This is a genomic window from Streptomyces sp. ASQP_92 (genome assembly GCF_025399895.1).
Taxonomy (GTDB): domain Bacteria; phylum Actinomycetota; class Actinomycetes; order Streptomycetales; family Streptomycetaceae; genus Streptomyces.
Genome location: NZ_JAODUA010000001.1, coordinates 470,311 through 484,259, shown reverse-complemented (window position 1 = coordinate 484,259; position 13,949 = coordinate 470,311). Strand labels below are relative to the sequence as shown.

General features: G+C 70.3%; 8 protein-coding genes. 3 read left to right on the top strand and 5 right to left on the bottom strand.

Annotation, left to right across the window (positions count from 1 at the left end):
• Window positions 1-272: 272 nt before the first annotated feature.
• Window positions 273-2,495, top strand: a complete 2,223-nt coding sequence (locus tag N4G70_RS02085) for a PIG-L family deacetylase (RefSeq protein ID WP_261710617.1) — start codon at window positions 273-275, stop codon at window positions 2,493-2,495.
• 65 nt (window positions 2,496-2,560) lie between these two features.
• Here the strand turns inward: N4G70_RS02085 and N4G70_RS02080 are convergent, their stop codons facing one another.
• The 3 genes from N4G70_RS02080 to N4G70_RS02070 are packed head-to-tail and all read right to left on the bottom strand — an operon-like array spanning window position 2,561 to window position 6,563.
• Entirely contained in the window at window positions 2,561-2,989 is a 429-nt protein-coding gene (locus N4G70_RS02080) for a GtrA family protein (protein ID WP_261710616.1), read from the bottom strand.
• The gene (locus tag N4G70_RS02075) at window positions 2,989-3,978 is read right to left on the bottom strand and encodes a glycosyltransferase family 2 protein (protein ID WP_261711338.1); all 990 of its coding nucleotides are present in this window, start codon (window positions 3,976-3,978) and stop codon (window positions 2,989-2,991) included. The genes N4G70_RS02080 and N4G70_RS02075 overlap by 1 nt, the downstream gene beginning before the upstream one ends.
• A 2-nt stretch (window positions 3,979-3,980) precedes the next feature.
• Window positions 3,981-6,563: a YfhO family protein gene (locus tag N4G70_RS02070; protein WP_261710615.1), complete on the bottom strand. Its 2,583-nt coding sequence runs from the start codon at window positions 6,561-6,563 to the stop codon at window positions 3,981-3,983.
• 306 nt (window positions 6,564-6,869) lie between these two features.
• Here N4G70_RS02070 and N4G70_RS02065 point away from each other — a divergent pair, with 306 nt between their 5' ends.
• Both N4G70_RS02065 and N4G70_RS02060 read left to right on the top strand, forming a co-directional pair.
• Window positions 6,870-9,740: a bifunctional glycosyltransferase family 2 protein/CDP-glycerol:glycerophosphate glycerophosphotransferase gene (locus N4G70_RS02065; RefSeq protein ID WP_261710614.1), complete on the top strand. Its 2,871-nt coding sequence runs from the start codon at window positions 6,870-6,872 to the stop codon at window positions 9,738-9,740.
• On the top strand, window positions 9,737-10,903 hold the full coding sequence (locus tag N4G70_RS02060; RefSeq protein ID WP_261710613.1) for a glycosyltransferase: 1,167 nt from the start codon (window positions 9,737-9,739) through the stop codon (window positions 10,901-10,903). Before N4G70_RS02065 ends, N4G70_RS02060 begins: the two co-directional genes overlap by 4 nt.
• A gap of 65 nt (window positions 10,904-10,968) precedes the next feature.
• Here the strand turns inward: N4G70_RS02060 and galE are convergent, their stop codons facing one another.
• Complete coding sequence (gene galE / locus N4G70_RS02055; RefSeq protein ID WP_261710612.1) at window positions 10,969-11,949, bottom strand: UDP-glucose 4-epimerase GalE; 981 nt, start codon at window positions 11,947-11,949, stop codon at window positions 10,969-10,971.
• A 16-nt stretch (window positions 11,950-11,965) separates the two neighbouring features.
• The gene (locus N4G70_RS02050; RefSeq protein ID WP_261710611.1) at window positions 11,966-13,600 is read right to left on the bottom strand and encodes a glycosyltransferase family 2 protein; all 1,635 of its coding nucleotides are present in this window, start codon (window positions 13,598-13,600) and stop codon (window positions 11,966-11,968) included.
• Window positions 13,601-13,949: the final 349 nt, after the last annotated feature.

Sequence of the window (13,949 nt, the reverse complement as noted above, 5' to 3'; positions counted from 1 at the left end):
GCTTGGAAGTTCCAATCGGCGGACAGTCTCCCCGTGACCGTGCAGCTGACCTTTAAGCTCGAAAAAGTGTGAAAACTGGGGATGTCGTGGTGGGACGGGGTGCTGAAGCCCACACGTCCGTACCGTGCGGTTTTATACCGGCCGGGCAAATTTCGCGGCGGAAGTGAAACCTGGGGAGCCGCTATGCCCTCCCTCCTGATGACTGTTCGAACAACTCCATGGCGGACGCCCGGGGGACTCGGGGCACATGGATGCGACAAGGAGCGTGCCGAATGCCGTCGTCACCATCTCGCCGACGTCTGCTGCAGGTCGCCGGGGGCGGCCTGGTGGCGGCGCCGCTGGCCTACGGCGGATGGCAGTGGCTGGCGCCCCGGGGCGGGGGCGGTCTCGCGAGTCCGTCCACGGGGACGACGACGGGCAAGCCGGCCTCGGATTCGGCCAATCAGGCGTATCTCCATGTGATCGCGCACGCCGACGACAGCATCTACTTCATGAACCCGGACCTGGAGCAGTCGATACGCAGCGGCGCCCTCTCGGTGACGGTGTGCATGACGAGCGGCGAGTCGGACGGGCGGAACGCGCCGGGCAAGTCCCCGCAGTTCAAGACCATGAAGACGGACCGCCCGGGCTTCGCGCGGGCGCGGATAAACGGGCTGCGGGCCGCCAACGCGATGATGGCGACGGGCGACGACAACAGCCCGTGGACGGTGGAGCCGGTGGAGTTGCTGCCGGGCTTCCGTTCGGAGCTGCACTACCTCCAGTCGGCCCCGCATGTGCAGTTGATCTACATGGGGCTGTGCGAGGCGCGGTATGTGAGCGTGCCGCGTCCGGTGAGTCTGCGGGGTCTGTGGCTGGGCGCCGTCAAGGAGTTGCCGACGCTTCCGGGCACGGGCAGCACGGTGCGGATGCCGCGCGCCTATACGCGTGACCAGATCATCGACGCCCTGGTGGCGACGATCGCGCGGGTGGACCCGACGGTGATACGGACGCTGGATCCCACTCCCCTGCACGCGCCCCGGGAGACCGTGGCGATGATGAGCGCGCCGACGATACTGCGGGGCCTGAGCTATCTGGACCACCAGGACCACACCTCGTCGGCGCAGTTCATGCAGGCCGCCATGGAGCGGTACTGGGGTGGCGGCAAGCGGCGTCCGGCGTCGGTGTCCAGCTACATCGGCTATCCGACGAACTACACGCCGCCGTCGCTCGACGCGGCGACCACACGGCGTACGGCTCAACTGCTGAACGCGTACGGCTGGGTGGACCGCCGGGACTGCGGGGACGCGGCGGGCTGCGGTGACCTCAAGGTCGGGGCGAACGGGCTGAAGGGCGGCGGCGCCGGCTGGGCGCGCGGCACCCGTACCCGTACGCCGGGCACCTCGCGGTGGCTGGCACCGCTCAAGGACGGCCGGCTGGCGGCGTTCGCGATCCTCAACGGCGCGGTGCGCTGCTGGGTGGAGCGCGAGGCCGGCAAGGGGCCCTGGGCGGGGCCGTTCGACGTGGTGGGCAGTGCGGGCGGTCCGCTGGATCCGCAGGTGGAGGTGGCGCGTCACCCTGATGGAACGCTTCAGCTGTTCGCCACGCGTACCGTGCTGCCGTTCAAGGGCCGTAAGCACCACAAGGAGTTGGTGTGCGTCCTGCAAAACGGTGTGAGCCCCGACGGGGCGCCCACGTTCGGGGCGTGGTCGTCGCTGGGTACGCCGGACGCGGCTCCCGAGAAGTCGCTGGAGACCGGCTATCCGGCGGTCGCGGTCTCCCAGGACGGCACGGTGCATGTGCTGGCCCGGAACTGGGCCGGTGACATCGCGCTGCGCAGCGGCAAGGGCGGCAAGGGCTGGGGGGCCTGGCAGTTGCTGGACCACCCGCCGGGCAAGGAGCCCGTGCACCCGCTGGTGGTGGAGGGCATCGACGCGCTGGTCGACACCGCGGGCCGCCTCCATGTGGCGGCTCCGACCGCCCAGACGGTGTTGCACTGGGTGTCCCCGGCGCCCGGCGAGTTGCCGAAGCTGTCGGCGCCGACGGGTCTGACGCCGTCGGGCAGCGCGGTCAGTCTGGTCGCGGACGGCAAGGGCGGTGCGCTCGCGGTCTACCGCCAGGCGGGCACCGCCCAGGTGGCGGTGGCCTCTCCCGAGGCCGCTCCGGGTGTGTCGGGCGTGGCGTGGAAGGTGGCGCGGCGTACTCCGGCGGGCGGCTACGGGCGGGTCTCGGCGTACCGGCTGAGCGGGAACGGCGGGGCGCTGGTGCTGGCGGCCAGGGACGAGCAGGGCCGGGTGGTGCCGGCGTCGGACGCTTCCGGTCGGCAGAGCGCCGGCTGGGAGGCTCCGGGCGTGCAGTTCGTGGGGATACCGGGGGTGACGCAGGACGCGGGGGGCCGTGCCGTCCTCGCGGCGCTCGGTACGGACGGCCAGCTCTACGCGGCCCGGCAGTCGCGGCCCGGGGCGCGGTTCGGCGAGTGGACGATGGTGGGGCAGGAGAGCGCCGGCAGCCGCGTCTAGCGGGGCACGCGAAAGGGGGCGGACACCGTGGGTGTCCGCCCCCTTCGTCGTGGGTCGTGGCCCGCCTACTTGACCGGGATCTTCGGCGCGGGGCTCTGTGTCCCGTCCGTCTCGGGCTGCTTGGGCACCAGGATCCGGCGGGACAGCAGGTAGGTGAAGGGGATCGCCACCACGGCGGCGACCAGAGGGGCGATCGTCTTGTTCATCCCCACCCAGTGCACCAGGGCGAACAGGCCGGCGCTCTGCACCACGAAGTTGGTGACGTTGGTGAGCGGGAAGAGCAGGAACTTCTTCCAGCTCGGCTTGGTGCGGTAGGTGAAGTAGGTGTTGAGGAAGAACGAACCGACCATGCTGAGCAGGAAGGCGATGGTGTACGCGACGAAGTACGGCAGCTTCGCCAGGTGCAGCAGGGGCCAGTAGAAGGCGTAGAAGGTGCAGGTGTTGACTCCGCCGACGAAGCCGAATCTGACCACCTGCCCGAGCTGACTGGGCATCAGAGAACCCTGTCCTCCTGCTTGTTGCGGTACACCTCGCGGCGCTGGACGCCCTCGGGCTTGCCGGGGAAGCCGTGAGCCTCCTTGACCAGGAAGTGCGGGCGGCGCTTGGTCTCGTAGTAGATGCGGCCGATGTACTCGCCGATCAGGCCCAGCATCACCATCTGCACACCGCCGAGGCCGACGATGATGGCGACGAGGGTGACGTAACCGGGGGTGCTCACGCCGTAGGCGATGGCGGCGACGGTGATCCACAGGGCGTAGGCCGCGCCGACGCCGGCGAGCAGGATGCCGAGCCAGATCGCCAGGCGCAGCGGCTTGTTGTTGAAGGAGATCAGGCCGTCCATGCCGTAGTTCAGCAGCGAGCCGAACTTCCACTTGGTCTCGCCGGCCTCGCGCTGGGCGTTCTGGTAGTCGAAGGTGACGGTGTCGAAGCCGATCCAGGAGAACAGGCCCTTGGAGAAGCGGTTGTACTCGCCGAGCGAGAGCAGCGCGTCCACGGCGGGCCGCGACAGCATGCGGAAGTCGCCGACGCCGTCGGTGAGTTCGACGTCGACCCACTTGTTGACCGCGCGGTAGTAGATGCGGCTCAGGGCGGAGCGGACCTTCTTGTCGCCTTCGCGGGTGCGGCGGGCGATGATCTGGTCGTGGCCCAGCTGGTAGAGGTCCAGCATCCGCTCGATGAGCTCCGGTGGGTGCTGGAGGTCGGCGTCCATGATGACGACGGCGTCACCGGTGGCCTCGCGCAGCCCGGCGAGCATGCCGGCCTCCTTGCCGAAGTTGCGGCTGAAGGAGACGTAGCGGGTGGCGTCGGGGTGGGTGTCGGCGAGCGCTCGCAGGTGCTGGAGCGTCTTGTCCCGGCTGCCGTCGTCCACGTAGCAGATCTCGTACTCGATCCCGAGGGTGTCGAGCACGCTGCGGGTCTTGGCGTCGAATTGGTCGATGACCGCTTCTTCGTTGTAACAGGGGACGACGACCGACAGCTTCATCATCAGTGCTTTCCGTTGGCAGAAGACGGGGAGGAGGAGCGGGACGACCGGGTGCGGACGGCGCCGCCGATCCCGACGGCGAGCAGCGCCACCAGGGCCAGCCCGCTCGCCAGGAGCCCGGGCTTGAGTCCGGGCGTCCGGAAGGAGCACGAGAGCCGCGATGCGCCGTCGCCGAGGTTGACGGCCATCAGCCCGCCAAGAGTACCGGGGGCCCGCGCGGGCTTGCCGTCGACCGAGCACTGCCAGCCGGTGGCGGCCGGGGTGGAGATCACGGCGGTGCCGGTGGTGCCCTTGCGGAAGGTGGCGTCGATGGTGTGGCCGCCGGCGGTGACCTTCAGGGGCGCGGTGGCCTTGAGGTGATCCACGGCCGCGTCCAGCTTGGCCTGGTTGAGGCAGCCGACGGGGAACTGCGGGACGCCCTGGGCCTTGTGGGTGCCGAGCGCGACGGTGAAGGTGCCGCTCGCGGGGACGGTGCCGAGCGGCAGCAGGGTGTTGCTGGTCATGTTGTTGCGGCCGTGCTGTTCGGTGGTGGTGCCGAGGGCCTGGACGCTGCCCGCGTACCAGGGTCCGTACCAGTAGGCCTGGCTGCCGGGGGTGCAACTGGCCGTGAACGACGTCCACTTGCCGCCCTTGGCGTTGCCGGGCAGCCACCAGTCGTTGTAGCGCCCGGTCTTCGGCGTGGGGCCGCCGGCCGGGGTGAGGGCGGGCACGTCGTAGACGGTGGCGCCGAGCACGCGCTCCTGGCGGGCGAAGACCGAGGCGTCGTGGGTCTTGGCGTCGGTGGCGTTGCCGGGGCGCAGCGTGACCACGGGCGGGGCGGTCACCGAGTGCTGGGTGAAGCCGTCACCGTTCTTGGCCCAGTCCAGGTAGCTGCCGACGCCCATGATGGCGCGGCCGACCGGGTCGGTGAAGCTCAGGGTGTGGCGACCCTGTATGTACCAGCCCGCGCCGAGGGCGTGCAGGGCGGCGGCGGTCTTCGCCGGGACGTAGCTGCTGTAGTACGAGCCGCCCTGGCCGCCGAGCAGCAGGGGGTCGTTGTTGGCGAACTCGTGCGGGCCGGGGTCGCTGCGGGTGGCGGGCCAGTCGTCGTGGGCGCGGACGGCGTCGTAGGCGGCGCGCGAGTGGCTGTCCAGGGTCCGCTTGGGCTGCCACCAGGCGTTGCCGTCGCGGATGACGGTGACGGAGAAGACGGTGTAGGCGGTGGACAGGAACACGCTGCACGCGAGAGCACCGGTCAGCACGACGCGCATCCGGCGCTCGCCCCGGTGGCGGTGCAGCAGGAGCAGCAGCACCAGGGCGAGGATTCCGCCGCCGATGGTGAGGATCCAGGTGGCGCGCGAGGCGTAGGGGCCCCGGAGGGCGATCAGCGCGACGGCGGCGGTCACGGCGGCGCCGTACAGCAGTTCCCGGGGACGCGGGCGGCGGGACAGCGCCAGCCAGGCGACGATCACCAGCATCGAGGTGAGCGCGATGGAGGCGCGGTAGGGGCTGCCGTTGGGCATGGCAAGACCGTGCCAGAGCAGGATCGTCGGCGCCCAGATGTAGGAGAGGGCGACCAGGACGAGCAGCACGCACCAGGCGACGCGCTCCTTGCCGGGCACCCGGCGCATGAACGGGAACGCGAGGACGAGGAGCAGCGGCAGGATGCCGACGGAGATCTGGGGCGCGTTGCCGAGCAGCCCGCCGGGCAGCAGGTGGGCGACGTAGTCGGTGGCGCCGGGCGCGCCCTTGTAGGAGGCGTCCGGGGCGGGCTGGGAGAGCTTGCTGGCCTTGAGGCCGACGGTGAGGACGGGGGCGGCGAGCAGCAGCCCGGTCGCCGTCATGGCACCGGCCCGCAGAGCCACGTTCAGGCGGTGGCGGACCGGGGTGTCCTCCAGGATCAGCCGGACGAGGAAGACCAGGCCCATGCCGATGGTGGCCATCGCGGCGATGTAGAAGTTGCCGGCCCAGGCGGCGAAGACGAGCAGGGCGCCGGGGATCCAGTGGCGGCCGCGCAGGCACCAGTCGGAGGCGATACCGAGCATGGGGAAGGCCGCCAGGCCCCACATCCACATCGGGTCGGAGAACCCGTCGGAGATCATCCAGGCGCTGACGGCGTAGCCGACCGAGAGCAGGGCGCGCAGCCAGGGCGAGCCGGGGCGCAGCCGGCCGAGGAAGACGGTCATCAAGAAGGCGGCGAGACCGACGCTCAGCAGGGTGACCAGGAAGACCGGTATCTCGACCTGGTCCCGCGGGAAGAGCCCGACGAGCCAGGAGAAGGGGTTCATCAGATAGGTGAAGAAGTCCCCGAGGAAGGGGACGCCGAAGCCGCTCCCCCAGTTGAAGGCGAGGTCACCCGAGGTGTTGCCGTGCATCAGGTCCCACAGGTGCGCGTGGAACGGCACGAACTGGTTGCCGAGGTCGTTGACGGCCCGCGAGCGCGCCCCGAAGGGGTACGTGCCGTGAACGGCCATCGCCAGACAGTAGGCGCCCATGGAGATCAGCGCGGAAAGGGTGGCGGCAACCGTCTGGGCCCCGAGGATCTTCCTGCGGGGGCGGCTGCTGTCTTCGGTCGTCGCCGGTTCCGCGGGGGAGGTTTTCAGCACCGTGCCTTCTCGTTCGCTCGCTGTGTGACTTTTTCGCCCGCAGTGTCCTGCCGTGGCGGCAATGGACAGGGTCCAGGAGAAGTATGACGTTCCCGCCCGGGGTGTGCCGCTGGCGCCACCTCATCGAAAGATGACCGGGAGGGTTCGTTGGTTGCCCGGTCTTCTTTCACGGTTGCGTAACGAACCGTGGGGGCGCCGTGGTGCGAGGCTCCTGGCACGGGCGGTCGCGGCCGCCGGGCGGCTGCCTGAGGCCCGATGGATACCAGGTAGCGTTGAACCGCATGCCATTAGCACAAATAGATTGAGGTGCCAGTGCCTGACGTCTCCGTGATCGTCATCGTCTACAACGATGCCGATCGACTGCCGACGGCCGTGCAGTCTGCCCTGGACCAGACGCACAAGAGCGTCGAGGTCCTGATCGTCGACGACTGCAGCAAGGACCGCTCCTACGAGGTCGCCCAGGAGCTCCAGGCCGCGAACCCGGGACGGGTGAGGGCATTCCAGCTGCCGCAGAACAGCGGCGGCTGTGGAGCGCCTCGCAACCACGGCATCTCCGAGGCTCTTGGCACGTACGTGATATTCCTCGACAGCGACGACGTGCTGGAGGCGAACGCCTGCCGGAACATGGTCGCCGCGGCCGAGCGCACCGGTGCCGACCTCGTCTCCGGCATGTGTGTGCGGGTTCACGTGGACAACCGGCACGGCAAGACCGTCGACTGGTATCCGTGGATCTACTCGACGAGCCGCACCCTTGAGTCGATCACCGAGATGCCCGATCTGCTGGTCTTCGACACCCTGTCCACGAACAAGTGCTATCGGCGCGACTTCCTGCTGGAGCAGGGTCTGTCGTTCCCGGTCGGCATCCACTACGAGGACCTGCTGTTCTCCGCGCAGGCCTATGTCGCCGCCCGCCGCATCGCGCTCATCCCCAACCACGTCTACTCGTGGAACGTCGTGGAGAACGCCGCGGCGAAGTCGATCAGCAACCGGCGTCACGAGATCGCCAACTTCGTGCACCGCATGGAGATCCACCGGCGCATCGACGAGCTGCTGGAAGAGAAGGGCTATGAGGACCTCAAGTTCCGCAAGGACGTCAAGTTCCTCAAGCACGACCTGGTACTCCATCTGCGTGATCTCCCGCTGCTCGACACCGCTTACCGGCACGAGTTCGCCGAGCTCGCCAACAGCTACCTCGCGACGATCTCCCCGCAGGCCTATGCCGAGGTGCAGCCCATCCAGGCGATCTGCGCCTACCTCCTGGGCAAGGAGGACTGGACGAACCTGCTGCCGGCGGCCGACGCCCTCATCAGCCCCGGCAAGGTCTCCGCGCCGCTGGTGGAGAAGAACGGCCGGATCTACTGGTGCGCCGAGCACCTGGACGACCCCGAGGGCGCCCGCATCCTCGACGTCACCGACGCCGGTTACCACACCCGCCCGCTGGCCAAGCTCTCGCTCGGCAACCGCCTCACCTCCTACGCCGACGACGGCCAGGGCAAGGTGCGGCTGAGCGGCTCCGTGGTGAACCCGCTGGGCCGAATCAAGCCCGACGCCGAGCTGAGCGGCACCCTGGAATTCCGGGCCCGCCGCACCAGCCTGCAGTCCTTCCGGTTCCCGCTGACCTCACTGACCCACGCGGGGCGCACCCTCGACTGGACAGCCGAGGCGGACATCGCGCGCAAGCTGCGCCCGCTGGGCATCATCGACGTGGTCTGGGACGTCCGGCTCGACCTGGACGTCGACGGCGACACGATCTCGACGCGGGTCTCGGCCGGCAGCATCGACGTGAACTCGGGGCATCCCCTGCACGTGCGGCCGCGCCTGACCCGTCTGGTCTCCGACCGGATCGAGCCGTCGGTCTCCAAGAAGGGCAATCTGTCGTACGTCCTGACCGCGTCGAGCGCGGCCACCGTGCGTACCCAGAGCCTGATCGAGGAGGCCCTGCGGAGCAAGGCCGCCGGGGTCGCCAAGAAGGGGCTGCGCAAGGCCCGCCGGGTGAAGAAGGACCTCAACTCGGGCGACACCAAGGTGCGGGTCTACCACGAGGTGCTGTCCAAGCTGCCGATCCGCAAGAACCTGGTGGTCTTCGAGAGCCACATGGGCAAGCAGTTCAGCGACAGCCCGAAGGCGATCTACGACGAGATGCGCCGCCAGGGCGTCGACTTCGAGGCCGTGTGGTCCTACGAGGGCGCCAAGCCGACCGGCTTCCCCAAGGACGCCACGCTGGTGCGTCGCTGGAGCTACCCGTACCTGCGGGCGCTGGCCCAGGCCGAGTTCTGGATCGACAACCAGGGCTTCCCGGCGGTGCTGACCAAGCGTCCCGGCACCACCTACATCCAGACCTGGCACGGCAGCGCGCTCAAACGGATGGGTTTCGACCTGCCGCAGATGAAGGTGCTCAGCCGTCCCGAGCGGGAGCGCCACCAGCAGGGTCTGGACCGCTTCGACCACTTCCTGGTCCGCTCCGAACACGACGTGCGCACCCTGGCCCGCGGCTTCAGGCTGCGCGAGGACCGGCTGCTGCGCACCGGATACCCGCGCAACGACGAGCTCGTCAGGGCCCGGGAGAAGGAAGCCGCGTCGGGTGTGCGCGAGCGCGGGCCGCTGGCCGCCGCGCTGAAGATCGACCCGGCGAAGAAGGTCCTGCTGTACGCGCCGACGTTCCGGGCGACGCCGCAGGGCGCGGTGCGCCGTTTCGAGCTGCCCTTCGACGTCGAGGCCTTCGCGGACCGGTTCGGCGAGGAGTACACGCTCCTCATCCGCTCGCACTACCTCAACCAGGTCGTGCTTCCGCCGTCGGTGCGCGGCCGGGTGATCGACGTCTCGCAGGGCTACGACATCTCGCCGCTCCTGGTCCTCGCGGACGGTCTCATCACCGACTACTCGTCGTTGATGTTCGACTACACGCTCCTGGACCGCCCGATGGTGTTCTTCACGTACGACTACGAGGAGTACGCGGGCGAGACCCGCGGCACCTATTTCGACCTGCGGGAAAAGGCGCCGGGTCCGGTCGTGGAGACCGAGGCCGCGCTGTTTTCGGCGGTGGACGAGCTCAAGTCGGCGGACACCGAGCACGCCGGGGCGCGGGAGCGTTTCGCGGCCGAGTTCGGCGAGTACGACAAGGGCACCGCCGCCCAGCAGATCGTTTCCAAGTTCTTCACCCCCGGGAGCGGCAAGTGACCGAGCAGACCGCCAGGGACCGCGGCCGTGACATCTTCTTCGTCTCGAACGCCGTCAACGAGCTGGGCGGCGTGGCCACTTGGTCGCACCAGATGGCCGGGCTGTTCGCGGCCGGCGGCAACCGGGTGCACATGGTCGGCATCACCCCGCCCAGCCACCCCTTCGAGCCGGGCGACGACCTGCCGTATCTGACGACGACGCTGTACGACGTCCATCCGCCGTCGGTGCCGGGCCCGCGCGGCCTCAAGGGCAAGCTGAACGTGGCCGACCGCCGCCGTCGCTCGGCCCGTGCCGCGGGCATGCAGGAGCAGGCCGCGAAGCTCACCCGGATGTTCCGGCAGGCCCGGCCCGGGGCTGTCGTCATCGTCACGCAGGTGTGGGCGATGGAGTGGGTGGCGCTGGCGGACACGTCGTCCGTGACGGTCATCGGCATGACTCACGAGTCGTTCGAGGCGTGCCGCAAGTCCTCCCGGTTCGGGCGGGTCAAGCGGTTCTACAAGGACGTCGACCGGCTGCTCGCGCTGACCCGCGAGGACGCCGATCTGTGGGCCCAACAGAGGCTCGACAACGTCGACTTCATGCCCAACCCGCTCCCCTTCTTCCCCGAGACTCCCTCGGAGCGCACCGCCAAGCACGTGGTGAGCATCGGCCGGCTCCACGAGGAGAAGGGCACCGATCTGCTCCTTGACGCCTGGGCCGGGGTGGCTCCCCTGCACCCCGGCTGGACGCTGCGGATCTACGGTTCGGGCTCCGACGAGGAGGCGCTGCGCCGCCAGTGCACCGAGCTCGGTCTCGACGGCTCGGTGGAGTGGATGGGCCGCACCGACGACCCGGCGGGCGCGCTGAAGGACGGCGCGGTCTTCACGCTGGCCTCGCGCGGCGAGGGCTTCCCGCTCTCGCTCCTTGAGGCCATGGCGACGGGCGTTCCGTGCGTGGCCTTCGACGTGGCACCCGGCATCCGCGAGATCATCCGGGACGGCGAGGACGGCCTGCTCGCACCGCCCGGCAACACTCTCCTCTTCGCGCGCCGCCTGGAGTCCCTCCTGGCCGACCAGGAGCTGCGCGACCGGCTCGGCGACGCGGCCCGCGAGAACATCCAGCGCTACCGGACGGACGAGATCGTCCGGCGCTGGGAGGATCTGTTCGCGTTCCTGGAGCGCTGAGCGACGCTCCACGCGAAAGGCCCCGCCGATCCGGCGGGGCCTTTCGTATGAGCGGGAGCGACCGGTCAGCCGTCGCGGTGGTGGCGCCAGCCGGACCAGGCCGAGGAGATCATCGAGCGGACGTCGTGGTGGGCCTTCCAGCCGAGTTCGGCGGCGATGCGGTCGGCGGAGGCGACGACGCGGGCCGGGTCGCCCGCGCGGCGCGGGTGGACCTCGGGGGCGATGCCGCGGCCGCTGATCTCGTTGATCAGGTCGACCATCTCGCGTACCGAAACGCCTTCGCCACGGCCGATGTTGACGGTCAGGTCACCGTACTCGCCGGCCCGCGCGGCCTCGGCGAGCTTGCGGGCGGCCGCCAGGTGGGCGTCGGCGAGGTCCTCGACGTGGATGTAGTCGCGCACACAGGTGCCGTCGGGGGTGGCGTAGTCGTCGCCGAAGATGCGCGGCGGCTGCCCGTCCTCCAGCTTCTCGAACACCATCGGTACGAGGTTGAAGATGCCGGTGTCGGCGAGCTCGGGGGTGGCTGCGCCGGCCACGTTGAAGTAGCGCAGGCAACCGGTGGCGATGCCGTGGGCCTTTCCGGCCGCGCGCACCAGCCACTCGCCCGCGAGCTTGGTCTCGCCGTACGGGCTCATCGGCAGGCAGGGGGTGTCCTCGGTGACGAGGTCGACGTCCGGCATGCCGTACACGGAGGCGGAGGAGGAGAACAGGAAGGTGCGCACGCCCGCGGAGGCGACCGCCTCCAGGAGCACGGTCAGGCCGAACACGTTCTCCCGGTAGTAGTGCAGCGGGATCTCGACGGACTCGCCGACCTGCTTCTTGCCCGCCAGGTGCACGACGCCGGTGACGGAGTGCTCGGCGAGGGTGCGGTCCACGAGCTCGCGGTCGAGGACGGAGCCGACCACCAGCGGCACACCCTGCGGCAACCGGCCGGCGTCACCGGTGGACAGGTCGTCGAGGACGACGACGCGCTCCCCCGCCGACGTCATGGCCCTCACGACATGGGAGCCGATGTATCCGGCGCCGCCAGTGATCAGAAAAGTCATATGCGAGTCCACGTCCTCATCGTCGCCTTGATCGAGCCGTCCGGGCCAGTCTGCGCAGCTTCCCGCCGACCACCCCGAAGGCCCCCTGCACTCCGGGCGCGAGCCGCACCGCGAGCGATCCGCTCGACGTCCGGTACGGCTGCACCAGCAGAACACCGTACCGGCTGCCGGGGACGGCCGTGCGCCGCAGCCCCGCCGCCCGGGCCCGCACCGCGGTGCGCGCGCCGGGCCCCGCCGGGGTGTTCAGGCGGACCCGAAGGTCCCAGATCTGGGTGCCGCGCCCGCCGTACGCCGCGAGCCGGGCCAGGGACACGGGGACCTGGCCGCTCCAGCCGCCGTCGCTCTCGCGCAGCGGCGCGGTGACGGTCAGGGCGCTCTCGCCGCCGTCCCTGGGCACGAACTCGACGTCCGCGCTCGTGGGGGCGCCGGCGGCCGCGAGTCGTCCGTACAGCTCGTGCACGCGCAGCTTGAGGACCCCGCGCCGGCCGGCGAGCAGCGTCGCGTCCACGGTGACGGGGAGCCGGTCGGCGGGCAGCGCCTCGAACCCGTCCAGGGGGACGTCCACGAGGTCGTCGGCCCACACGGGGGTGGATCCTTCGGCGGCGTACGGCGGGGTGAGGCGGGCGGGGTCGGCGGCGAGCTGGGAGAGCCGGTCCAGGTCGCGGGGCTCGTCGGCGGCGAGCACGACGCGCGCGAGCCAGCGGGACGGAGCGGCGGCCGCGGCCACGTCGGCGGCCTCGAAGCCGGCGAGGTGTGCGCGGGTCAGCTCCCACCATCGGGCTTGGTAGACGGCGTCGCGTACGCGCAGCTCGCGCAGGTACAGACACAGGTCGTAGTCGACGAACTTGGTGCGACAGGCGGCCGCGAGCGCGGGGCGCCCGGCGGCCCGGAACGCCTCGACGGCCTCGGTGTGGGCGGTGATACGTGCCTGCCAGTTGGCGACGTCCTTGCGGGCGAGCGAGAGGGACACCTGGGCGGCGGCGCGGCGCACATGCCAGATGTAGACGAGCTCGGGCACCACGGCGACGCGGGGCGCGGCGGCGTACACGCGGGCGGTGAAGACGAAGTCCTCGTACACGAACTTGCCGTCGGGGAAACGAATATGACGACTCGTCAAGAAGTCTCGCCGGTAGAGCTTGTTGACGCACAGCGTGTCGTGCAGCAGGGCCGGCTCGTCCTCGGGCGACTCGTACACGGCCGCCTCCCGGTAGAGCCCGGGCTGCCAGCGCACATCGCGCCCGGCGGGCAGTTCACGGCGCACGGCACGGCCGACGGTGATCTCGGTGCCGTGCTTCTCGGCCGCGGTCAGGAGCGCCTCGACGGCTCCGGGGGGCAGCACGTCGTCGCTGTCGAGGAACATGACGTACGCGCCGGTGGCGGCGGCGATCCCGTCGTTGCGGGGTGTTCCGCAGCCGCCGCTGTTCTCGGTGCGGCGCACGACGCGCAGCCGGGGCTCGGTGGTGGCGAGCTGGTCCAGAACGGCGGCCGTGTCGTCGCTGGAACAGTCGTCGACCGCCACGACCTCGCCGACGGCGGGGCCCTGTGCCAGAGCCGAGCGCACGGCGGCGCCCACGAGACCGGCGTCGTTGTAGGCGATGACGACGACGCTGACGCGCTGGGGGCCGCCCGAAGAAGTGGAACTCTGGCTCACCCAAGAATCCTACGGGAGCCCCCACCCCCTGGGCCTCCGCCCCGAGCCCTGGGGGCCGCCCCCTGGGGCTCCGCCCCAGACCCCGATCGCGCCTGAACGGCGCTCGTCCTCAAACGCCGGACGGGCTGAGGTGTCCCGTGCGGACCCGCACCGAGTAACTAGGGGCGCGAGGAACTGCGCGAGAAGCGAGCACGGTCCGCAGCCAAAAGCCCCTGGGGCTCCGCCCCAGACCCCGATCGCGCCTGAACGGCGCTCGTCCTCAAACGCCGGACGGGCTGAAATGCCCGGTGCAGGCCAGCACCGACCCCGCCAGGGGCGCGGGGAACTGCGCGGGAAGCGAGCACGGTCC